Raw genomic sequence first — 21268 nt, 5'->3', positions numbered from 1 at the left:
TAGCCGTTCCGGCTCCGTAGATGTACGGAACCATGCATTGACGCAATATTACGCATTCGGCAGTATGTTGCGATGCGAAGAGGATTTTAACGATGCCTATTGGTGAGTTCGGCGGCGCGCCGCCCCTGGCGGCCGAAGGCAGTCCGGTCCTGACGACGCCGATGTACTGGATGTACGAGATGGGGCAGGCCTCTCTCAATCCGGCGCGTGCGGTCACCGATGCGACCAAGCTCCTGTTTCAGAATCCCCTCAATCCGTGGGCGCGCACCGAGGTCGGCAAGTCCGTCGCCGCGGCCTGTGAATTGTTCGAACGCACCACGCGCCGTTACGGCAAGCCGGAATGGGGCCTCAACGACACCGAGGTCAACGGCATCCGCGTTCCCGTCGAGGTCCGCTCGGTCTGGGAAAAGCCGTTCTGCAAGCTGCTCTACTTCGATCGCAAGTTCGCCCGTCCCTTGCGCAGCCCGCAGCCGCGCGTGCTGATCGTGGCGCCGATGTCCGGCCACTACGCGACGCTGCTGCGCGGCACGGTCGAGGCGTTCCTGCCGGCGCATGAGGTCTACATCACCGATTGGGCCGACGCCCGCATGGTGCCCCTGAGCGATGGCCGCTTCGATCTCGACGACTACATCGACTACGTCATCGAGATGCTGCACGTCCTTGGCGGCAACACCCATGTCATGGCGGTGTGCCAGCCCTCCGTTCCCGTCGTTGCCGCCGTCTCGATCATGGAAGCGCGGCGCGACCCCTTCGTGCCGACGTCGATGACGCTGATGGGCGGCCCGATCGACACCCGCCGCAATCCGACCGGGGTGAACAAGCTCGCCCAGGAGCGCGGCATCGACTGGTTCCGCAACACCGTCATCACCAAGGTGCCGTTCCCGCATCCGGGCATGATGCGCGACGTCTATCCGGGCTTCCTGCAGCTCAACGGGTTCATCAGCATGAACCTCGACCGGCACATGGACGCCCACAAGCGCCTGTTCGCCAATCTGGTGAAGGGCGACGGCGACCTCGTCGACAAGCATCGCGACTTCTACGACGAATATCTCGCGGTGATGGATCTCTCCGCCGAGTATTATCTGCAGACGGTCGACACCGTGTTCGTGAAGCACTCGCTGCCGAAGGGCGAGATGACCCATCGCGGAACACGCGTCGACCCCTCGAAGGTCACGCGCGTGGCGCTGATGACGGTCGAAGGCGAGAACGACGACATCTCCGGGCTCGGTCAGACCGAAGCAACACACACATTGTGCAGCTCGATCCCCGATCACCGCCGCGTTCATTACGTTCAGAAGGGCGTCGGGCATTACGGCGTGTTCAACGGCTCGCGCTTCAAGTCGGAAATCGTGCCGCGCATCCATGACTTCATGGTCTCGGCTGCGAATCCGAGCTCGTTGCAGGCCCTCGCGGCCGAATAAGCGCGTTTTTCGGCTTTCCCGCTGAAAATCGACGCCCTGCCGGGGGTTCCGGCAGGGGTTGGTTCCCTCCAGATTCGCGGTATTTAGGTAGCTTTATAGGAGTGATTCCCACCTCAGCCCTTGGGGGTGCCGCATGCGTCCAGCGGGGGCGAAAAAACCGGGTTCCAACCCCAGTCTGTAGGGTCTCCCGGACGCTAGACCGCTGTATATTGGGCAAATGATTTGTTTTTGCGCCGAGCGCTTTCCCTGGCGGCGGTTATGGCAGAATCCGGGCGCCCTCCTGCCCCCCGGACTGACAGACATGGCCACTCGCGCACTCCTCTATCGACGGCCCCACGAGCCGAAGACCCTGGTCATCACCCATGGATCGCAGTTTTTTGCGATTCGATTGCGTCGGCACCGCCGCGCGCGCCGCTACACGCTCAGAATCCATCCGAGCGATCGCGAAGCCATCCTCACCATCCCGCCGCGCGGCACGCTGGCCGAAGCCAAGGACTTCGCACAACGTCACGGCGCGTGGATCGCTGCACGTCTCGGCCGTTTGCCGAAGGCTGCGCCGTTCCAACCCGGCACAGTGATACCGCTACGCGGCACGGCCCATCGTATCGTTCATCGTGCCGGCACGCGCGGCACGGTATGGACGGAAGTGCGCGACAGCGGTGAACGCATTCTCTGCGTCGCCGGCGGGGTCGAGCATGTCGACCGCCGCGTCAGCGACTTCCTCAAGCGCGAGGCGCGCCACGATCTCCAGCGCTCGGCGGAGGCCTATGCCGTCGAGCTCGGCGTCAGGGTCAAGCGCCTCTCGATCCGCGATCAGTCCAGCCGTTGGGGCTCCTGCACCTCGGCCGGCTCGCTGTCGTTCTCCTGGCGCCTGATCCTCGCGCCGCCCTACGTGCTCGACTACCTCGCCGCGCACGAGGTCGCCCATCTCGTCGAGATGAACCACTCGGCGCGGTTCTGGCGCGTCTGCGGAAAGGCCTGCCCGTCGATGGAGCGCGCCAAGAAGTGGCTCGATACGCACGGCAACGACCTGCACCGCTATGGGGTCGAGGATTGATCCTCGTCGCAGACTAGGCCTCGCTGCTAGCCCAACACTCACTGTCGTCGCCCGGCTTGACCGGGCGACCCAGTATTCCAGAGGCGGTTATTGTTAAGCCGAGAAGCCGCAGCGTACTGGATTCCCCGCTTTCGCGGGGAATGACAGCGGAGGACGGGGCGACATCAGTGCGTCTCGTGCCACGCTTTCCGATTTCCCCGAACGACCGACCCATCGGACTATCTAAGGCGAGCAGCTCTCGTCGCGCGACATCGCGGACGCTGAACGCCGGCGATAGCTGCTCGTTGTTCGGCGTCAGCCGGGATGATCTTGCTTGATGTGCTTTGACTCGTCGCCCGGATGCCGGGCGTCCTCAGACCATCTCTCAGGTCAGGCGCTGATATCTGCGCTTGTCCCCGGCTGCGCGCGCGAGGCGAGATAGGACGATTGCAGTTGCACGGCGGCCTTCGGGCCCTCGGCCAGCATCGCCTGGAAGGCCGCGTCGAGCTGATCGCGACTATAGGTGGCAGAATTGCTTTGACGCGGTGTCCATTGCGATTGCGTGATCGCGGTGGACGCTTTTTCGACGGTGCCGCCAAGCAGCTTGGCGTAATTGTCGGCTCGCCATTGCGCCAGATCAGGTCCACTCAGGCCGGGAGGATCCTCGAGCTTGCCGATCTTTGCGGCCGCCGCGTTGGTCATCGTCGAGGACCCGCCATTGTACAGAGTGGCCACCACCTTGCCGTCAACCTTCACCTGGGCATAGGTGTTCTCAGGTGCATCGTCCGAGGCGGCCGGTTGAGTCGCGTTCGCGCCGTGGGTCATCAGCCAATTCGTTGCCATCAGGTCGCGCAGGACCGGGTTATCAGCCACCGAGATCGGCTTGGCGCCTTGCAGCGGCTTGAGTTGCGACACGCTGATTCCGGGGCTGCTGGTCGCAGCGTCAGTTGCAGTCGACGCCTCCGGCTGGAGATCTGATGTCGTTGTCACATTGGAACCGGACGTTGATGCAGGACGCAGATGGGGCAACGCCGCGCTGGATAGACCTGTAATCATGGAACGCTCCTTCCCACTAAACCCGAGTCTTCGGAACTCAACCTAAGAGAGCAATTCCTGGGCCGATGTCGGAGCCTTGAAGAGACTGGTGTTTTGGCGTTCAGGGATATTTCGGCATCGGTAAATCTTGCCGTCTTGGGCAGGACTTGTTGGGCAGGACTTGTTGGGCAGGACTTGCCGAAGCCGTGGCGCGATGTCAGCCGGAGCAAAACGCTGCTGGCCGCATCCAGTACGCCGCGGCAGCTGTTTTGAATCTCGACGTCTCGGAATACTGGATTCCCCGCTGGAGCCCGTCATTGGGCTAGCCGAAGGCGAGACCCGGTGGCGGGGAATGACAGTTGAGAGTGGGGCGACGTCAGCGCGCTTTGCGCGATCCCCGCCATACTTCGCGACGATTGCGCGGCACGCTCGATTTGTCCCGCCGGATCAAACGTTTCCTACAATCCACCGCGCGGCGCGCCTGAAGTCACCGGCTACTGTGCATGGGGTTGTTTTCGCGTTTTTTGTCTTGAGGCCCTGGGGACCTCAGCTCGAAGCTACCGATTTCCGCCGAACAGCCGGTCCATCAGCCAGCCGTCGAGGCCTGCTGCGGCTTCCGGCCGCACATTGGCGCGCGTCGGAGGCGGGCGATAGCCGCCACTGCTCGCCGGTGCCGGTCCAGGCGCCACCGCCGTCGGCGGCGACACCTGCGATGCCGCCTGCGCGAGGTTCGAGAGGCCCCAGGTCGCTTGCGAGTTCGGCAAGGCGGCCACCGGCACGCCCTCGTGCGCCGTGCGCATGAAGCGCGACCAGACTTCGACGGGCAGGCCGCCGCCGGTCGCCTTCTTGGTCGGCGAGTTGTCGTCATTGCCGAGCCAGACGCCGGTGACGAGGTTGGCGGTGTAGCCGATGAACCAGGCGTCGCGATAATCCTGGCTGGTACCGGTCTTGCCGGCCGCCGGCCAGCCGGGGATCTCCGCCTTCTTGGCGGTGCCTGATATCAGCGTCTCCCGCATCATCGTGTTCATCATGCCGACATAGCGCGGGTCGATCACCTGATTGCGCTCTTCCGCTTGCCGCATGTAGAGCAGCTTGCCACTGAGCGTCCTGATCCGTGTGACGACATGCGGCGCCACGGCGAAGCCGCCATTGGCGAAGGGGGCGTAGGCGCCGACCAGCTCGACGACCGAGACTTCGGAGGTGCCGAGCGCGATCGAGGCATTGGGCTCGAGCTTCGAGGAGATGCCGAGCCGGTGCGCGGTGCGCACAACGTTCTTCGGCCCGACCTCGAGACCGAGGCGGATGGCGACGGTGTTGAGCGACATCGCCAGCGCCTGCGTCAGCGTCACCGCGCCGAAATATTCATGGGTGTAGTTCTCGGGCTTCCAGCCCTTGACCTCGATCGGCGCGTCCTGGCGCACCGTGTCCGGCGTCAGCCCCTGCTCGAGCGCGGTCAGGTACACGAACGGCTTGAACGAGGAGCCCGGCTGGCGCTTCGCAGTGACCGCGCGGTTGTACTGGCTGTCGGAATAGTTCCGTCCGCCGACCAAGGCGCGCACCGCGCCGTCGGGCGTCATCGCCACCAGCGCGCCCTGGCTGACATTGAACTTGACGCTCTTGGCCGCGAGCTCGTCGATGATGGCGGCTTCCGCCACGCTCTGCAGCTTCGGATCGATCGTGGTCTCGACCTTGATGCTCTCGTCGATCTGGCCGACCAGATCGTCCAGCACCTCGCCGATCCAGTCGGCGACGTAGTTGAGCGTGCCGGCGCCGGCCGGCTTCACGTTGTAGGAGGGGTGGCCGATCGAGGCCTGCGCCTGTGCTTCGGTGATGAACTTGGCATCCGCCATCGCCGCGAGCACGATCTGCGCGCGCGCTTCCGCGCCTTCCGGATTGCGGTTCGGCGCCAGCCGCGACGGCGATTTGACGAGGCCCGCCAGCATCGCGGCCTCGGCGACGGTGACGTCCTTCGCCGACTTGCCGAAATATTTCTGCGCCGCGGCCTCGACGCCATAGGCGCCCGAGCCGAAATAGACGCGGTTGAGATAGAGCTCCAGAATCTCGTTCTTGGAATGCTTGCGCTCCAGCCAGATCGCGAGCTCCGCCTCCTGCAGCTTGCGCGCCATGGTCCGCTCCTGGGTCAGGAACAGGTTTTTCGCGAGCTGCTGCGTCAAGGTCGAGCCGCCCTGCGAGACGCCGCGATGGAGTACGTTGGTGACGAGGGCCCGCAGGATGCCAATCGGGTCGATGCCGAAATGCGAGTAGAAGCGGCGATCCTCGATGGCGATGAAGGCCTTCGGCAGATAGGGGGGCAGGTCCTTCAGCGAGACGTTGGCGCCCGCCATCTCGCCGCGCTGCGCCAGCATACTGCCGTCGATGCCGACGATCTGGATCGTCGGCGGGCGCTTGGGAATCTCCAGCGACTGGATCGGCGGCAGATGGGCGCCGACATAGATCACGACGCCGATCACGGCGATCATGCCCCACAGGCCGAGCACCGCACCCCAATAGACGAGGCGGCCGAGGCTGAAGCCTCCGCCCGATTTCGACCGGCGCTTGGCGCCGCTGCGGCCGGCTTGTGCCTTCCGCTCGCGCGGCGGCTCGTCGCCGGCATCCTCGCTCTTGCGCTTGGCGGATGATTTCGTTGATTTCTTCGGCTTGTCCTCGCCGCCGGGGACGCGGTCGGCCGCGGTCAGGCGCAGATCGGCGAGCGCAGCAGGCAAGCCGAACAACGGCTCCTTCCGCCCACCCTTTTTCTTTCCCCACGCCATACGCAAAACGCCCGGTCAGCCCGCCCCGCCGCACGCTACCGGTCGCTGTTTAAGGCCCGGTTACCCAGAGCTTAACGCGCGATTAGGAGGTGCGGCATTCGCCTGCCGCAGTTCCGCTCGCCGGGCGGCAGGGCTAGGATCGCCCGCATAAAACAAGAGGGAACCGGCATGGGCCGTATCGATCCGAGCAAGGAGATTTTCGCGCAGTTCCGGGACAACGACCGCCCCGGCCCGATCCACATGCTCAATCTGGTGCGTTTGCGCAAAGAGGCGGCCTATCCTGACGGCCGCAAGGCGAGCGGCGCGGAAGCCTACGCTGCCTATGGCCGCAACAGCGGCCCGGTGTTCGAGCGCCTCGGCGGCCGCATCGTCTGGCAGGGCAAATTCGAGCTGATGCTGATTGGCCCGCAAGAGGAGCGCTGGGACCATTGCTTCATCGCCGAATATCCAAGCGTTGCCGCCTTCGTCGAGATGATCCGCGATCCCGTCTATCGCGAAGCGGTGAAGCATCGGCAGGCCGCGGTGGAGGATTCACGGCTGATACGGCACGCGGTGCTGCCGGTGGGGAAGAATTTTGGGGAGATACCGGAGTAGATGTCTCTGCGCGCATCTCCCTCCGCCGTCATGGCCGGGCTTGACCCGGCCATCCACGCCCTTGCCTTGCCGCTCCAAGAACGTGGATGCCCGGGCCTTCGCCGCGCCGAAGCGGCTTCGGCCGCGCAGGCGGGACAAGCCCGGGCATGACGTCGTTGAGGCAGTTGTTTCCGAGAACTAATCGATCGGGCCGGCATCCTCCAGGATCGGGCCGAACAGCTCCCAGCGCTCACCGTTGAACTTCATCATCTGAAGCTGCTTGTTGACGCGGTAGTCGGTCGGCGAGGTGTTGGCCTTGATGCCGGGCAGCGCGGTGTCACTGACGACGTCCTTCAGCGACGCGGCCTGCTTCATGACGTTCTCGCGCGTCAGGTCGTCGCCGCACTGCTTCAGCACATGGACCAGCAGCTGCGCCGTGCTGTAGCCGTAGGTGTTGAAGTTCGAGTCCTTGTCGCCGTCCGGATAGTACTTCGCCATGAAGTCGAAATACCTCTTCAGGCCGGCATCGTCCTTCCAGGTCGGATCGAGCGGTTCCTTGCCGTAGTTGACGCTGATCAAACCCTTGGCGGCATCGAGGCCGGCCGGCTTCAGCACCGCGCCGACCGAGGTGGCGTTGATGTCGACGATCTGCACCGGATGCCAGCCCATCTCGGCGATCTTCTTGATCGCTTGTGCGGCCTGCTTCGGCGTGGTGGCGCTGAAGAACAGATCGGCGCCGGCGTCCTTGATCTTGAGGACCTGCGAATCGACGGTCGGATCGGAGACTTCGTAGGAGGCTTCGGTCACGATCATCTTGGCGGCCTTGTCGCCGAGGCCGGCCTTGATGCCGTTCAGATAGTCCTTGCCGAGGTCGTCGTTCTGATAGAGCACGCCGATCTTGGCGTTGGGATGCTCCTTCAGAATGTACTGGCCGTAGATGCGGCCTTCGACGAAGTAGTTGGGATTGAAGCCCATGGTCCACGGGAAGTTCTTCGGATCGGTGAACCTCGATGCGCCGGTGGCCGCGAACAACTGCGGCACCTTCTTGGAGTTGAGATATTTCTGCACCGCCGCGTTCACGGGCGTGCCGATGATCTGGAAGGTCAGCAACACCTCGTCGCTCTCGACGAGCTTGCGGATCTGCTCCACGGCCTTCGGCGGCGAATAGGCGTCGTCATACTGGATCAGGTTGATTTTGCGACCGTTGACGCCGCCCTGGTCGTTGATCATCTTGAAATAGGCGGCCTGGGTCTTGCCGATCGACGAATAGACCGATGCAGGTCCCGAGAACGGCATGGTCTGTCCGACCTTGATCTCGGTGTCGCTGGCGCCCGGATCATATTTTTTCTGGGCACTGGCCGTGGTGACCGACAGCGCCAGGGTCAGCGCCGTTGTCGCGGCCAGATGCAGCATTCCATTCCTCATTCGCAATTTCCTCAGTTTGTTATTGCCGATGATCTGCCCGGATGCTCTTGCGCACAGGACGTCACCGCTGAGGGCGATTGTGGATGAGGCGTTGCTGCAACGCAAGGTGGGTGGAGACGCGCAGTTCGTAGGGTGGGTCAGCCTTGCGGCTGCGCGAAGCGCAGTCCGCCAGGCGTAACCCACCACTTCTGTTGCCGCGGATGTCGAAGAGGTGGATTACGCCGAGCAGATGCGCTTTGCGCATCTGCAGGGCTAATCCACCCTGCGCAGTTACTAACCCGCCGGGCCGTTGTCCTCGATGATCGGGCCGAACAGCTCCCAACGCTCGCCGTTGAACTTCATCATCTGCATCTGCTTGTTGACGCGATAATCGTTCGGTCCGGTGTTGATCTTGATGCCGGGCAGCGCGAAGCTCGGGGTGAAGTCCTTGATGTTGGCGACCTGCTTCATCACGTTCTCACGCGACAGGTCGTCGCCGCACTGTTTCAGCACCTGCGTCAGCAACTCGGCGACCGAATAAGCATAGGTGTTGACCGTGTTGAGCTTGTCGCCTTCGGGGAAATACTTGTCCATGAAGGCGAAGAACGCTTTCACGCCCGGATCGTCCTTCCACTGCGGGTCACTCGGCTCCTTGCCGTATTGGGTCGAGATGATGCCCTTGGAGATGTCGAGGCCGGCCGGCTTTAGCGTCGCCGAGATCGGGCTCGCGTTGATGTCGAGGATGTGCACCGGCGTCCAGCCGAGCTCGGCCACCTTCTTGATGGCCTGCGCCGCGAACTTCGGCGTCGAGGCATCGTAGAAAAGATCGGCACCGAGCGACTTCAGCTTGACCACCTGCGAGTCGACGGTCGGGTCGGTGACCTCGTAGGACACTTCGCCGACGATCATCTTGGCGGCCTTGTCGCCGAGGCCGCTCTTGAGGCCGGCGAGATAGTCGCGGCCCATGTCGTCGTTCTGGTAGAGCACGCCGATCTTGGCATTGGGGTGATTGGCGAGAATGTACTTGGCGTAGATGCGTCCCTCGGACACGTAGTTGGGATTGTAGGCGATGGTCCAGGGATAGTTCTGCGGATCGTTGAAGCGTGCGGCGCCGGTGGAGGCCAGCAGCTGCGGGATCTTCTTGCCGTTGAGATATTTCTGCACGGCGGCGTTCGCGGCCGTGCCGATGATCTGGAAGGTGAACAGCACCTCGTCGCCTTCGACGAGCTTGCGCACCTGCTCGACCGTCTTCGGCGGCGAATAGGCATCGTCATACTGGATCAGATTGATCTTGCGGCCGTTGATGCCGCCCTGATCGTTGATCATCTTGAAGTAGGCGGCCTGGGTCTTGCCGATATTGGCGTAGACGGAATAGGCACCGGAGAACGGCACGGTCTGGCCGATCTTGATCTCGGTGTCGCTCGCGCCGGTGTCGTATTTCTTCTGGGCGAGGGCTTGGCTGGCGGAGAACGCGAAGGCGAGCGCCGCCGTGGCAGCTATGAAGGCTCTGCGATTGTTCATCTTGGTTGTTCCTCCTGACGGAATTTCCGGTCGACGGTCTTTTCCCGTTGATTGCAACGGTCGCCATCGCTGCCGGAGAGTGTGGAGGAAGGTCCGGCGCCGCGCAAGGATCGCGACGCTGCGCCGTAGCGTCTCAGGTCACGAGAATCAGGTCAGAAACAGCGCAACCAGCGCGATCGCCGCCGGCAGCGCCTGCACGAGCAGGATGCGGGTGCTAACGGTCGCCGCACCATAGGCGCCGGCCACGATCACGCAGAGCAGGAAGAATGCCTTGATCTGGAATGCGAAGGCCGGGTTGCCGTGGACGAGGCCCCAGATCAGGCCGGCGGCGAGGAAGCCGTTATAGAGCCCTTGGTTGGCCGCCAGCACCTTCGTGATCTCGGCCTTTTCAGGCGTATTGCGGAATGTCTTCAAGCCAAGCGGCTTGTCCCAGAGAAACATCTCCAGGATCAGGAAGTAGGCGTGCAGTGCGGCGACCAGCGCCACCAGGACATTGGTGATCAGAATCAAGTTGAGCCCCCCAAAGCGTCAGCTTTCGGGTGGACGTTAGCACGGCCGGCATGGCAAGTGCGATGGCGTGTTTCGATGCAATGGTGCCGCAATGCCCGCTCGATCAACCAAACCGCCTGAACGATTCGGCCTCGATCGCCTGACGACGCCGATCGGGATCGCGCTGCTCGTCACCGATGCCGAGGGTGCGCTGCGCGCGCTCGACTGGGAAGACTACGAGCCCCGCATGCGCGAGCTGTTGCGCCTGCACTACGGCGCCGTGGATCTGAGCGATCAGCCTGCGCCGACGGAGATGCGGACGGCGCTGTCGGGCTATTTCGAAGGCGATCTCGGCCAGCTCTCGGGCGTCGCATGGCGCATCGCCGGCACGCCGTTCCAGCAGAAGGTCTGGACCGCGTTGGCAAAGATCCCTGCCGGCACCACGATGAGCTATGGCGCGCTGGCCGCAAGGATCGATATGCCCAAAGCCATTCGTGCCGTCGGCCATGCCAACGGCTCAAACCCGATCAGCGTGGTGCTGCCCTGTCACCGCCTGATCGGCGCGGATGGCTCGCTGGTGAAATATGGCGGCGGGCTCGAGCGGAAGCGCTGGCTGCTGCGGCATGAGGGGGTAGAGATTTAGCTCTCTCCTCACGCCGCCGGCTGCACCGCCTTGTCGCCGGCCATCACGTGGGTCAGCGCGCTCTTGATTGCGGACTGGCGCGTCGGCGCGTTGATCTGCGCGCCCAGGAGGTCGGTGACGTAGAACACGTCGCGGGCACGCTCGCCGAAGGTCGCGACATGGGCCGAGGCGATGTTCAGATTGAGCTTCGAGATCGCGGTGGTCAGCTCGTAGAGCAGGCCGGGGCGGTCGAGGCCGGACATCTCGATCACGGTGTAGCGGTCGGACCATTGGTTGTTGATGGTCACTTCCGGCTCGATCGTGAAAGGCCGCGCCTTGCTGCGCACGGTGCGCCGCGCCACCACTTCGGGCAGCCGCAGCTTGCCTTCCAGCACGTCCTCGATCATCTCGCCGATGCGCGTGGCGCGCCGGCCCTCGTCCTCGTCGCGGTCGTATTCCCTGGAGATCGAGATCGTGTCGAGCGCGCGGCCGTCGGTCGTGGTGTAGATCTGCGCGTCGACGATGTTGGCGCCGGCCGAGGCGCAGGCGCCGGCGATGATCGAGAGCAGCCAGGGATGGTCGGCGGCGAAGATCGTCAGCTCGGTGACGCCGCGCACCTCGTCGAAGCCGACATTGATCGCGAGCTTGTGGCCGGCCTGCTCGCTGGAGCGGACGAAGCGGGCATGGCGGATCTTCCGCGGCAGCTCGACCTTGAGCCAATAGGCGGGATAGTGCCGGCCGATATAGGCATCGAGCTCGTCCGCCGGCCACTCGGCGAAGGCCATGCGGAATTCGGCGTAGGCGGCCGTGAGGCGCTTGCCGCGGTCGACTTCCGAGAAGCCGCCGGTCAGCACCGGTTCGGTTTCATAATAGAGCGAGCGCAGCAGCTGCGCCTTCCAGCCGTTCCACACGCCCGGGCCGACGCCGCGGATGTCGGCGGTGGTCAGGATCGTGAGCAATTTCATCTGCTCGACCGATTGCACCACGGCGGCGAAATTCTCGATGGTCTTGCGGTCGGAGAGGTCGCGCGACTGCGCGACCGTGGACATCGTCAGATGCTCCTCGATCAGCCAGGCCACGAGCTCGGTGTCGGCCGCGCTGAAGCCGAGCCGCGGGCACAGCCGGCGCGCCACCTTGGCGCCCGCGATCGAGTGATCCTCCGGCCGTCCCTTGGCGATGTCGTGCAGCAGCGTCGTGATGTAGATCACCGCACGGTGCTCGGGCCGGATCTTGCGGAAGAGATCGCTGGCGACCGTGAACTCCTCGATGCCGCCGCGCTCGATGTCCTGCAGGAAGCCGACGCAGCGGATCAGATGCTCGTCGACGGTGTAGTGATGATACATGTTGAACTGCATCATCGAGACGATCTTGCCGAAGGCGCGGATGAAATGGCCGAGCACGCCGGTCTCGTTCATCCGACGCAGCACGATCTCGGCGTTGTCGGAGGTCAGGATCTCCATGAACAGCCGGTTGGCTTCCGGGTTCTCGCGCAGCTGCGCGTTGATCAGTCCGAGCGAGCGCGTCACGTCGCGCATCGCGTCCGGATGGAAGGCGAGGTTGTTCTTCTGCGCCAGGCGGAAGATCCGGATCAAATTGACCGGATCGTGCTTGAACACGTCGGGCGCGGCGACGTTGATGCGGTTGTTGTCGACGAGGAAGTCGTCGCTGTCGGGGACGCGGCGCTTCGCGGGGGCGGGGCGCAGCCGCGCCATCATCCGGCTCAGCACCGGCGCGGGCTTGGCCTGCTGGTCCTCGAGCTTGGCGCAGAGGATGGCGGTGAGGTTGCCCACTTCCTTGGCGACCAGGAAGTAGTGCTTCATGAAGCGCTCGACGTCCTGCATGCCGGGATGCGAGGTGTAGCCGAGCCGGACCGCGATCTCGCGCTGGAGATCGAAGGAGAGGCGCTCCTCCGCGCGGCCGGAGTAGAAGTGCAGATTGCAGCGCACCGACCAGAGGAAGTCGGCGCAGCGGCGAAACGTGCGGTATTCCTGCGCGTCAAACACGCCGCGCTCGACCAGCTCGTCGGTATCACGGACGCGGTAGACGTATTTGGCGATCCAGAACAGCGTGTGCAGGTCGCGCAGGGCGCCCTTGCCGTCCTTGACGTTGGGCTCGACCAGGTAGCGCGACTGCCCGCCGCGGCGGTGGCGCTCCTCGCGCTCGGCGAGCTTTGCGGTGACGAATTCGGACGCCGTGCCCTGCACCACGTCCTTGTCGAAGCGCGCGACCAGTTCGTCATAGAGCGGCTGGTCGCCGGTCAGGAAGCGCGTTTCCAGGATTGCGGTGCGGATGGTCATGTCGCCGCGCGCCTGCCGGATCGATTCATCGACCGAGCGCGTGGCGTGTCCGACCTTCAGTCCCATGTCCCAGAGACAGTAGAGAATGGCCTCAGCCACCTGCTCACCCCAGGCGGTCTGCTTGTAGGGCAGGATGAACAGGAGATCGATGTCGGATTCCGGGGCCATCAGGCCGCGGCCATACCCGCCGGTCGCGACCACCGCCATGCGCTCCGCGCCGCTCGGGATCGGCGAGCGGTAGAGATGCCGGGTCGCTGCCGAATACAGGATGCGGATGATCTCGTCCTGCACGTGGCACAGCCGCTCGGCGCAGCGCCTTCCGTGACGGTCCTTCAGCAGGATCGCCTGCGCCGCAGCGCGCGCCGCGATCAGCTCGGCCTTGAGCAATTGCGCCATGGCCGTGCGGAACGTGTCCTCACGTCCCTGATGCTTCTCGGCAAGCGCATCGACCGCGGCGGTGATCCGCGCGGTGTCGAAGCGATCGTCCACCTCGGCCTTGTGCTCAGTCGCGACGCTGTCCATGTCTCACCGGATATAAGAGGTGACAGGCGCTGTCACCCGCCATTCTCTGGCAATAGTCGTTCCATGCTGGAAAAGCCCCGCTTTGAGCAAATCTGTTCTCAGCAGACGGGCTTTCGGGATAGCGATTTTCTCGTTGACCTCTAGAAATAACTCATTGAAAAACAATGAAGTTTTTGAGGAGGCTGGGCATGACCGGGATTACACGACGCATTCTGTTGGCGGGGGCTGTTGCGCTCGCCATGACCCCTGCGGCACGGGCGGCGGATCCGCTCAAGGAAATCCGCATCGACTGGGCGACCTACAATCCGGTGTCGATGGTCCTGAAGCAGAAGGGCCTGCTGGAGAAGGAATTCGCCAAGGACGGCATCAGCATCATTTGGGTGCAGTCGGCCGGCTCCAACAAGGCGCTCGAATTCCTCAACGCCGGCTCGATCGATTTCGGCTCGACCGCGGGCTCGGCGGCGCTGGTGGCGAAGATCAACGGAAACCCCATCAAGTCGATCTATGTCTATTCGCGTCCCGAATGGACGGCGCTGGTGACATCAAAGGATTCCAAGATCGCGAGCGTTGCTGATCTCAAGGGCAAGCGCGTCGCGGTGACGCGCGGCACCGATCCGCACATCTTCCTTGTGCGCGCGCTGCTCGGTGCAGGCCTCACCGAAAAGGACATCACGCCGGTGCTGCTCCAGCACGCCGACGGCAAGACCGCGCTGATCCGCGGCGATGTCGATGCCTGGGCTGGCCTCGATCCGATGATGGCGCAGGCCGAGGTCGAGGAAGGTGCAAAACTGTTCTATCGCAAGGCGGATGCCAACACCTGGGGCATCCTCAATGTGCGCGAGCAGTTCTTGAAGGACTATCCGGACGCCGCCCGCCGCGTACTCGCGGTGTATGAAGAGGCCCGCAAATATTCGCTGGCGAATTACGATGACCTGAAGAAGACCTTCATCGCCGTGACCAAGCTGCCGGAGGCCGTCGTCGACAAGCAGCTCAAGGAGCGCACCGAGCTCACCCACAGCCGCATCGGCGCACCCCAGCGCGAGTCGATCCTCGCTGCCGGCCTTGCCCTGCAGCAGGCCGGCGTCGTCGACGCCAAGGTCGACGTGAAGGCGACGCTGGATGCCCTGATCGACGACCAGGTCCCGCTGCCGACGAACTAGTTCTGCGCAAGAGGCAGGCGCGCGCAACAAACTCCGCTGTCGTCCCGGGGCGCGAAGCGAGCCCGGGACCCATAACCCCAGGGAGTAGTTTGACGCGAAGGCGGTCACTCCGAGTCCCCGTAGCCATGTCTGCCTGTGGCTATGGGTCCCGGGCTCGCGCTTCGCGCGCCCCGGGACGACGGGCTGAGGGCGCGGCAAGAGTCATGTTGCATTCCGGCGTGAGACGCGCTTCCTACCGGCCATGATCACCGACGCGCCAGTCCTGCAACAGACCTCGGAACCGGCCGAAAGTGCCGCCGCGCCCTCGCGGCTGTCGCGTTATGCGCGGCCGTTGCTTGGAATCTTGCTGCCGCTCATCCTCGCGCTCGGCTGGGAGCTGGTGGTCTGGTCCGGCTGGTCCAACGGCCGTCTGGTGCCGTCGCCCTCGCGCGTCTTTGCGACCATCACCGAACTCGCCCGCTCCGGCGAGCTGGTCCGCCACATCGCCGCGACGCTGTGGCGGGTCGGTCTCGGCTTCGCCTTCGGCGTGATCGCGGGCACCGTGCTCGGTGCCATCTCCGGCTATTGGTCGCTGGCGCGGCGGCTGCTCGATCCGACCGTGCAGGCGCTGCGTGCGATCCCTTCGCTGGCCTGGGTGCCGTTATTCATCCTCTGGCTCGGCATCTTCGAGACCTCCAAGATCGCGCTGATCGCGGTCGGCGTGTTCTTCCCGGTCTATCTCGGCGTGATGGGCGCGATCCTTTCCGTCGATCGCAAGATCGTCGAGGTCGGTCGCACCTTCCGCCTCTCCGGGTTCGCCATGATCCGCCGCATCCTGCTGCCCGCGGTGCTGCCGGCCTATGTGGTGTCCTTGCGTGTCGGCCTTGGTCTGGGCTGGATGTTCGTGGTGGCGGCCGAGCTGATCGGCGCTTCCGAAGGCCTCGGCTATCTCCTGCTCGACGGCCAGCAGCTCGGCAAGCCTGCGCAGATTTTGGCCGCGATCGTGATCTTCGCCATCCTCGGCAAGCTTACCGACTGGCTGATCGAGGTCGGGGCTGCGCCGTTCCTGCGCTGGCAGGACGCCTTCGGGCGCGCGAAGGGAACGTAACACGATGCTGGCGCTCGACCGGGTCAGCAAGACCTATCCCAACGGCGTGCAGGCGCTGGCGCGTTTTTCCGCCGAGATCAAACAGGGCGAGATCGTCGCCATCATCGGCGGCTCCGGCTGCGGCAAGTCCACGCTGCTGCGCGCCATCGCAGGCCTCGATCGCGCGAGCGCAGGCACGGTGACGCTCGACAGCGAGGCGATCAATTCGCCGCACGCAAAAATCGGCATCATCTTCCAGGAGCCGCGGCTTCTGCCCTGGCTCAGCGTCGCCGACAATATCGGCTTCGGCCTTGCCGACCTGCCCGCGACCGAGCGGCGCGAGAAGGTGGCGCGCGCGCTCGCCCGCGTCGGGCTCACTGATAAGGCGCAGGCCTGGCCGCGCGAGCTCTCGGGCGGGCAGGCGCAGCGCGTCGCGATCGCGCGTGCGCTGGTGCCGCAACCGGAAGTGCTGCTGCTCGACGAGCCGTTCTCCGCGCTCGACGCCTTCACCCGCAGGGATCTCCAGGATCATCTGCTCGACCTCTGGGCCGACACCCGGCCGACGCTCATCCTCGTCACACATGACGTCGACGAGGCCGTGGTGCTGGCTGATCGCGTTTTGGTGATGCGGCCGCGGCCGGGCCGGCTGTTCGACCAGATCGAGATCAATCTGGGCCGGCCGCGCGATCGCAATTCGCCGCTGTTCGAGAATTTCAAGCGAAGTGTGCTGACGTCACTCGACCGTTCGCTCGACCGCAACGTGCCCGACCGTGACGCAACCCAGGGTCCCGGTCAGGCCATGTGGTGGTGACATTTTCTCTCTGAGCCGGTACATCGAGGGACGATTTTTCCGGGAGAGAACAAGATGGACGCCGCAGCACTGCGCCAGATGCAGGCCCCGATCAAGGAACGCTACAAGACCGATCCCAAGACCGCGATGATCACGCTGAAGGCCAAGGGCTCGACCGACAGCGAAGGCATCGCCTGCAAGGTCGAGACCGGTCGCGCCATCGCGATGGCTGGCCTGCATCCCGCGACCGGCGGCTCCGGCCTCGAGCTGTGCTCCGGCGACATGCTGCTTGAAGCGCTGGTTGCCTGCGCCGGCGTCACGCTGAAATCGGTCGCGACCGCCATCGAGATCCCGCTCAAGACCGGCAACGTCTATGCCGAGGGCGATCTCGATTTCCGCGGCACGCTCGGCGTCGACAAGGAGACCCCGGTCGGCTTCGCCGAGATCCGCCTGCGCTTCGAGGTCGACACCGACGCGCCGCAGGACAAGCTTGATCTGCTCCTGAAACTCACCGAGCGCTATTGCGTGGTCTACCAGACCATCAAGAACGGCCCGAAGGTTTCGGTGTCGATGCAGCGGATGTGACTTCCTGACCCTCCCCTTGAGGGGGAGGGTCGATCGCGCGCAGCGCGAGCGGGGCGGGTGATCTCTCCACTCGGGCGCCGTATCCGTCGAGAGACTGTCACCCCACCCCGTCTCATATTTCGCTACGCTCCATATGAGCCGACCCTCCCCTTCAGGGCAGGGTAAGAAGCAAAAAATGCCCCCCGAGCTCCACTTCATCATCTTCCTCGTCCTGCGCATGGCGATCGCCGCGGCGTTCGTCGTGTCCGCGTCGTTCATTGCCGAGCGCACCGGTCCGGTGATCGGCGGACTGGTGGCGACCTTGCCGATCTCGGCCGGTCCTTCCTACGTCTTCCTCGCGCTCGACCATGATGCCGCCTTCATCGCGCAGGGCGCGCTGTCGAGCCTTCCGGTCAACGCGGCGACGATCGTCCTTGGGCTCACCTATGTCGTGCTGGCGCAGCGGAACAATCTGCTGGTGAGCGCCGGCAGCGCGGTCGCGGTGTGGATCGTGCTGGCCTCCATCATCCGCCTGTTCGACTGGACCCTGACCGCCGGGCTCGCTGTCAACCTGGTCGCCTTCGGCATCTGCATTCCGCTGCTCGCACGATACCGCCATGTGAAGATGCCGCTGGTGACGCGTCGCTGGTACGACATTCCATTCCGCGCCTCGCTGGTCGCGACGCTGGTTGCGATCGTGGTCTCGACCTCGGGCTGGGTCGGCCCGCGGGTGAGCGGCGTCATCGCGCTCTACCCGATCGTGTTCACCAGCATGATGGTGATCCTGCATCCGCGCATCGGCGGCCCGCCGACCGCCGCCGTGCTCGCCAACTCCGCCTGGGGCCTGCTCGGCTTCGGTCTGGCAATTGCGGTGCTGCACGTCGCCGTCACGCAGTTCGGCTCGGCGATCGGCTTGAGTTGCGCACTCGCCACCTGCATCGGCTGGAACCTGACGCTGTGGTGGATGGGACGACGGAAGAGGCCGATGCATCAGCCGCGCCGCGCTTCGTAAGGCGAGTTACGCTGCGCTTGGGACCTCAACCCTGCGTCAGGATAGTTAGTTACCCGGGCTGGCAGACCCGCTAAACTGGCAACAGAGCAAGATCGGGGCGTGCGGTGGAGGGATTGTACAAGGTCGAATACGATATCAACGACGGCTCCGGCCGCAGCGTGCTGTACGCCCATGCCGGGAAAATGCTTGGCGGCAACACGGCCTTCGCGCACTTCGGCACCTACGAGATTGTGGACGGCGAAATCGTCGCCAGGCTCCGGACGAAGCGCCACAGCCGGTCGCCGCAGCACAGGTCGCTGGTCAGTTCCGACGCCGTCACAATCAGCATTCGCGGTCGACCGCAGGGCAAGCTCTACCGCTTCGAGGGAGAAGTGGTCGAGGACGCCTCGGTGTTTCGCGCCGTGATGACGCCGCTCGGCGACGATGACGTTCCCCCGCCCGGTGCGGTCGGCGAGGGCGGCATCGTCAGCGGACTCTATTCGATCGATATCCGGATGCTGGATGGAATTACCGGTGGCCATACCGGCGTGATGTTGCTGCGCGACGGCCGCATCCTCGGCGGCGATGCCTTCTTCTATTATCTCGGCGCCTATTCTTCGGCGAACGGTCGCTGGAAAGGCGAATTCGTCAATCAGGAACACACGCTGGCAAAGAGCGAGCATCCCTTGTTCGGTGGCTATGAGGTGGGCATCGGCTTCTCCGGCCACTGCGATGACAAGGGCGCCGACATGGAAGCGATCGCGCTCGCCGGCAAGCGCAGCATCCGCCTCGCCGCCACCTTGAAGCTGATCGAGCCGTTTGCCAGGGTGGGCCGCTGACGGCCGCCGGAAGGCGTTGCGTTAATGGGGCAGCATCCTGGACGGTAGTCGCGCGGAAAAGCGCGCGCGGGGCCGCAATCCGTTCATGTCGCGACGTCGCTAAGTATCGATTTGATCGTTGCTAATTCGCGTTTCGGCCGTTTCTTCCGCCGGCCATTTTCGGTTCCATCACTCCGTATTTCTTCGGAGATGGGCTGCCCGATTCCGATAGGTGCATTAATCTAAATTTGGTGCATTCCCCGTAAAGCTACTCGTCGGTTGTCGTTTCCGCGTTTGGGCGGACATGGGCATCAAGGCGGGTCCTCTGTACGCGTGAACGGACCCACATAGTTCACAGCTAGTCATATTCCAACGCTCGGTCTGTCCGAGGGCGTCCGCTCGCCTGTCTTTGAGGCGCGTTGCGCTGCGGCACCATGCGATCCATTCTGGAGATGTTTTGATGTTTGGTCGTAATCCCAATGGAAATGCCCAGGCACAGCTCGACGCCATCGGCCGTTCGCAGGCGACGATCGAATTTGCACTGGATGGCACCATCCTCACCGCGAACGAGAATTTCCTGAAGGCCCTGGGCTATGGGCTGGAGGAGATCAAGGGAAAGCATCACTCCATGTTCGTGCCCGCCGATCAGCGAGGCGGCGCGGCGTACAAGGCGTTCTGGTCCGCGTTGAAGAGCGGCGAGTTCCAGGCCGCGGAGTTCAAGCGGATTGCAAAGGGCGGTCGCGAGATCTGGATCGAGGCGTCGTATAATCCCGTGCTTGACGGCGACGGCAAGCCGATCAAGGTCGTGAAGATCGCGACCGATATCACCGCGAAGAAGATCAATGCCATGACGGAAGCCTCCAAGGTGTCCGCCATCGGCCGCGCCCAGGCCGTCATCGAGTTCAAGCTCGACGGCACTATCGTGACTGCGAACCAGAATTTCTGCCAGGCGCTCGGCTATTCGCTGGCCGAGATCGAGGGCAAGCATCACAGCCTGTTCGTGGCCCCCGCTGAGCGCGACAGCGCGGCCTATCGCGAATTCTGGGCCAGGCTTAACCGCGGTGAATACCAGGCGGGCGAATACAAACGTATCGGCAAGGGCGGCCGCGAGGTCTGGATCCTCGCCTCTTATAACCCGCTGCTCGACGAGAACGGCAAGCCGTTCGGCGTTGCCAAATTTGCGACCGACGTCACCGCGGAGAAGCTGAAGAACGCCGACCTCGCTGGTCAGATCTCGGCGATCGACAAGGCGCAGGCCGTGATCGATTTCAACATGGACGGCACGATCATCACCGCCAATGCCAATTTTCTCGGCACGCTCGGCTATTCGCTGGCCGAGATCAAGGGCAAGCATCACAGCATGTTCGTCGAGCCATCGGAGCGCGACGGCGCTGCCTATCGCGAGTTCTGGGCCACGCTCAATCGCGGCCAGTACCAGGCGGCTGAATACAAGCGCATCGGCAAGGGCGGCAAGGAGGTCTACATCCAGGCCTCCTACAACCCGATCCTCGATCTCAACGGCAAGCCGTTCAAGGTCGTGAAATACGCCACTGACACCACGCGGCAGGTGCTGGTCCGCATGGGCAATGAGCGCGTCCGCGGCATGATGGAATCGGTCGCCGCAGGCTCGGAGGAGCTGAACGCGTCGGTGCGCGAGATCTCCGAAGCGATGACCAAGTCCCGCGAGACCGCGATGAGCGCGGTGGAGCAGGTTGCCTCTGCCGACGCGCAGGCGCAGCGGCTGACCGAAGCGGCGAAGGCGATGAGCGGCATCATCGAGATGATCAACAGCATTACCAGTCAGATCAACCTGCTCGCGCTCAACGCCACGATCGAATCGGCGCGCGCCGGCGAGGCTGGCCGCGGCTTCGCGGTGGTCGCTTCCGAGGTGAAGAGCCTCGCCAATCAGGCGAGACAGGCGACCGACAAGATCGGCCAGGAGATCGGCAGCCTCAACGGCATCTCCGGCGACGTCGTCAGCGCGCTCGGCTCGATCAAGCAGGCCATCAACAACGTCAGCGAATACGTCACCTCGACAGCCGCCGCCGTCGAGGAGCAGAGCACGGTCACGAACGAGATGTCGACCAGCATGCAGCGCGCCGCCGCGGAAGCTGCTGCGATGGCGGCAAGGGCGTAAGCCAAGCGCGCAGAAGTCGTAGGGTGGGCAAAGGCGCGCTCTTCGCGCGCC

The 21268-nt window shown here is 64.1% G+C and carries 17 protein-coding genes; 11 read left to right on the top strand and 6 right to left on the bottom strand.

Annotated elements, in window-relative coordinates:
- Positions 1–92 precede the first annotated feature (92 nt).
- Positions 93–1421: a polyhydroxyalkanoate depolymerase gene (locus AB7531_RS42070; protein ID WP_063980052.1), complete on the top strand. Its 1329-nt coding sequence runs from the start codon at positions 93–95 to the stop codon at positions 1419–1421.
- A gap of 217 nt (positions 1422–1638) precedes the next feature.
- On the top strand, positions 1639–2478 hold the full coding sequence (locus AB7531_RS42065; protein WP_063980051.1) for a M48 family metallopeptidase: 840 nt from the start codon (positions 1639–1641) through the stop codon (positions 2476–2478).
- Between the two features lie 369 nt (positions 2479–2847).
- Here AB7531_RS42065 and AB7531_RS42060 read toward each other — a convergent pair whose 3' ends face one another.
- Positions 2848–3513 carry a hypothetical protein gene (locus AB7531_RS42060; protein ID WP_063980050.1) on the bottom strand — a complete coding sequence of 222 codons (666 nt, stop codon included), beginning with the start codon at positions 3511–3513 and terminating at the stop codon, positions 2848–2850.
- A gap of 536 nt (positions 3514–4049) precedes the next feature.
- Entirely contained in the window at positions 4050–6263 is a 2214-nt protein-coding gene (locus tag AB7531_RS42055) for a transglycosylase domain-containing protein (RefSeq protein WP_063980049.1), read from the bottom strand.
- Between the two features lie 168 nt (positions 6264–6431).
- Here AB7531_RS42055 and AB7531_RS42050 point away from each other — a divergent pair, with 168 nt between their 5' ends.
- Complete coding sequence (locus AB7531_RS42050; protein ID WP_441280280.1) at positions 6432–6857, top strand: DUF1330 domain-containing protein; 426 nt, start codon at positions 6432–6434, stop codon at positions 6855–6857.
- A gap of 177 nt (positions 6858–7034) precedes the next feature.
- Here the strand turns inward: AB7531_RS42050 and AB7531_RS42045 are convergent, their stop codons facing one another.
- The 3 genes from AB7531_RS42045 to AB7531_RS42035 all read right to left on the bottom strand — a co-directional run bounded on the left by AB7531_RS42045 (position 7035) and on the right by AB7531_RS42035 (position 10265).
- Positions 7035–8261: an ABC transporter substrate-binding protein gene (locus AB7531_RS42045; protein ID WP_063980047.1), complete on the bottom strand. Its 1227-nt coding sequence runs from the start codon at positions 8259–8261 to the stop codon at positions 7035–7037.
- A 273-nt stretch (positions 8262–8534) separates the two neighbouring features.
- On the bottom strand, positions 8535–9761 hold the full coding sequence (locus tag AB7531_RS42040) for an ABC transporter substrate-binding protein (protein WP_063980046.1): 1227 nt from the start codon (positions 9759–9761) through the stop codon (positions 8535–8537).
- A 147-nt stretch (positions 9762–9908) separates the two neighbouring features.
- Positions 9909–10265 (bottom strand): DUF1304 domain-containing protein, encoded by a 357-nt coding sequence (locus tag AB7531_RS42035; RefSeq protein ID WP_187388035.1) that lies wholly within the window; start codon positions 10263–10265, stop codon positions 9909–9911.
- Positions 10266–10362: 97 nt separating this feature from the next.
- Between AB7531_RS42035 and AB7531_RS42030 the strand changes: the two genes are divergently transcribed.
- Positions 10363–10893 (top strand): methylated-DNA--[protein]-cysteine S-methyltransferase, encoded by a 531-nt coding sequence (locus AB7531_RS42030; RefSeq protein WP_063980044.1) that lies wholly within the window; start codon positions 10363–10365, stop codon positions 10891–10893.
- 8 nt (positions 10894–10901) lie between these two features.
- Here the strand turns inward: AB7531_RS42030 and AB7531_RS42025 are convergent, their stop codons facing one another.
- A complete protein-coding gene (locus tag AB7531_RS42025) occupies positions 10902–13691 on the bottom strand; it encodes a [protein-PII] uridylyltransferase (protein ID WP_063980043.1) in 2790 nt (929 codons plus the stop codon).
- Positions 13692–13879: 188 nt separating this feature from the next.
- On the opposite strand from AB7531_RS42025, the gene AB7531_RS42020 reads away from it, so the two are divergent.
- The 7 genes from AB7531_RS42020 to AB7531_RS41990 all read left to right on the top strand — a co-directional run bounded on the left by AB7531_RS42020 (position 13880) and on the right by AB7531_RS41990 (position 21217).
- On the top strand, positions 13880–14851 hold the full coding sequence (locus AB7531_RS42020; protein WP_038943838.1) for an aliphatic sulfonate ABC transporter substrate-binding protein: 972 nt from the start codon (positions 13880–13882) through the stop codon (positions 14849–14851).
- A gap of 241 nt (positions 14852–15092) precedes the next feature.
- Positions 15093–15938 carry an ABC transporter permease gene (locus AB7531_RS42015; RefSeq protein ID WP_063980042.1) on the top strand — a complete coding sequence of 282 codons (846 nt, stop codon included), beginning with the start codon at positions 15093–15095 and terminating at the stop codon, positions 15936–15938.
- A gap of 4 nt (positions 15939–15942) precedes the next feature.
- Complete coding sequence (locus AB7531_RS42010) at positions 15943–16728, top strand: ABC transporter ATP-binding protein (RefSeq protein WP_063980041.1); 786 nt, start codon at positions 15943–15945, stop codon at positions 16726–16728.
- A gap of 54 nt (positions 16729–16782) precedes the next feature.
- Complete coding sequence (locus AB7531_RS42005; RefSeq protein WP_028149375.1) at positions 16783–17292, top strand: OsmC family protein; 510 nt, start codon at positions 16783–16785, stop codon at positions 17290–17292.
- A gap of 175 nt (positions 17293–17467) precedes the next feature.
- Entirely contained in the window at positions 17468–18283 is an 816-nt protein-coding gene (locus tag AB7531_RS42000) for a hypothetical protein (protein WP_063980040.1), read from the top strand.
- Positions 18284–18387: 104 nt separating this feature from the next.
- On the top strand, positions 18388–19101 hold the full coding sequence (locus AB7531_RS41995; RefSeq protein WP_063980039.1) for a hypothetical protein: 714 nt from the start codon (positions 18388–18390) through the stop codon (positions 19099–19101).
- Positions 19102–19540: 439 nt separating this feature from the next.
- The gene (locus AB7531_RS41990; protein WP_187387844.1) at positions 19541–21217 is read left to right on the top strand and encodes a methyl-accepting chemotaxis protein; all 1677 of its coding nucleotides are present in this window, start codon (positions 19541–19543) and stop codon (positions 21215–21217) included.
- Positions 21218–21268: the final 51 nt, after the last annotated feature.

It is taken from the genome of Bradyrhizobium sp. 63_E2_N1_3, assembly GCF_052076005.1.
GTDB lineage: Bacteria > Pseudomonadota > Alphaproteobacteria > Rhizobiales > Xanthobacteraceae > Bradyrhizobium > Bradyrhizobium barranii.
Note: the sequence above shows the minus strand (reverse complement) of the source record. Positions and strands in the feature narration are given on the sequence as shown.

Bases quoted from the DNA above. Each gene is read 5' to 3' on its own strand.
- AB7531_RS42070 (WP_063980052.1), top strand. From the start codon at position 93: ATGCCTATTGGTGAGTTCGGCGGCGCGCCGCCCCTGGCGGCCGAAGGC.
- AB7531_RS42065 (WP_063980051.1), top strand. From the start codon at position 1,639: ATGATTTGTTTTTGCGCCGAGCGCTTTCCCTGGCGGCGGTTATGGCAG.
- AB7531_RS42060 (WP_063980050.1), bottom strand. From the start codon at position 3,513: ATGATTACAGGTCTATCCAGCGCGGCGTTGCCCCATCTGCGTCCTGCA.
- AB7531_RS42055 (WP_063980049.1), bottom strand. From the start codon at position 6,263: ATGGCGTGGGGAAAGAAAAAGGGTGGGCGGAAGGAGCCGTTGTTCGGC.
- AB7531_RS42050 (WP_441280280.1), top strand. From the start codon at position 6,432: ATGGGCCGTATCGATCCGAGCAAGGAGATTTTCGCGCAGTTCCGGGAC.
- AB7531_RS42045 (WP_063980047.1), bottom strand. From the start codon at position 8,261: ATGAGGAATGGAATGCTGCATCTGGCCGCGACAACGGCGCTGACCCTG.
- AB7531_RS42040 (WP_063980046.1), bottom strand. From the start codon at position 9,761: ATGAACAATCGCAGAGCCTTCATAGCTGCCACGGCGGCGCTCGCCTTC.
- AB7531_RS42030 (WP_063980044.1), top strand. From the start codon at position 10,363: ATGCCCGCTCGATCAACCAAACCGCCTGAACGATTCGGCCTCGATCGC.
- AB7531_RS42025 (WP_063980043.1), bottom strand. From the start codon at position 13,691: ATGGACAGCGTCGCGACTGAGCACAAGGCCGAGGTGGACGATCGCTTC.
- AB7531_RS42020 (WP_038943838.1), top strand. From the start codon at position 13,880: ATGACCGGGATTACACGACGCATTCTGTTGGCGGGGGCTGTTGCGCTC.
- AB7531_RS42015 (WP_063980042.1), top strand. From the start codon at position 15,093: ATGATCACCGACGCGCCAGTCCTGCAACAGACCTCGGAACCGGCCGAA.
- AB7531_RS42010 (WP_063980041.1), top strand. From the start codon at position 15,943: ATGCTGGCGCTCGACCGGGTCAGCAAGACCTATCCCAACGGCGTGCAG.
- AB7531_RS42005 (WP_028149375.1), top strand. From the start codon at position 16,783: ATGGACGCCGCAGCACTGCGCCAGATGCAGGCCCCGATCAAGGAACGC.
- AB7531_RS42000 (WP_063980040.1), top strand. From the start codon at position 17,468: ATGCCCCCCGAGCTCCACTTCATCATCTTCCTCGTCCTGCGCATGGCG.
- AB7531_RS41990 (WP_187387844.1), top strand. From the start codon at position 19,541: ATGTTTGGTCGTAATCCCAATGGAAATGCCCAGGCACAGCTCGACGCC.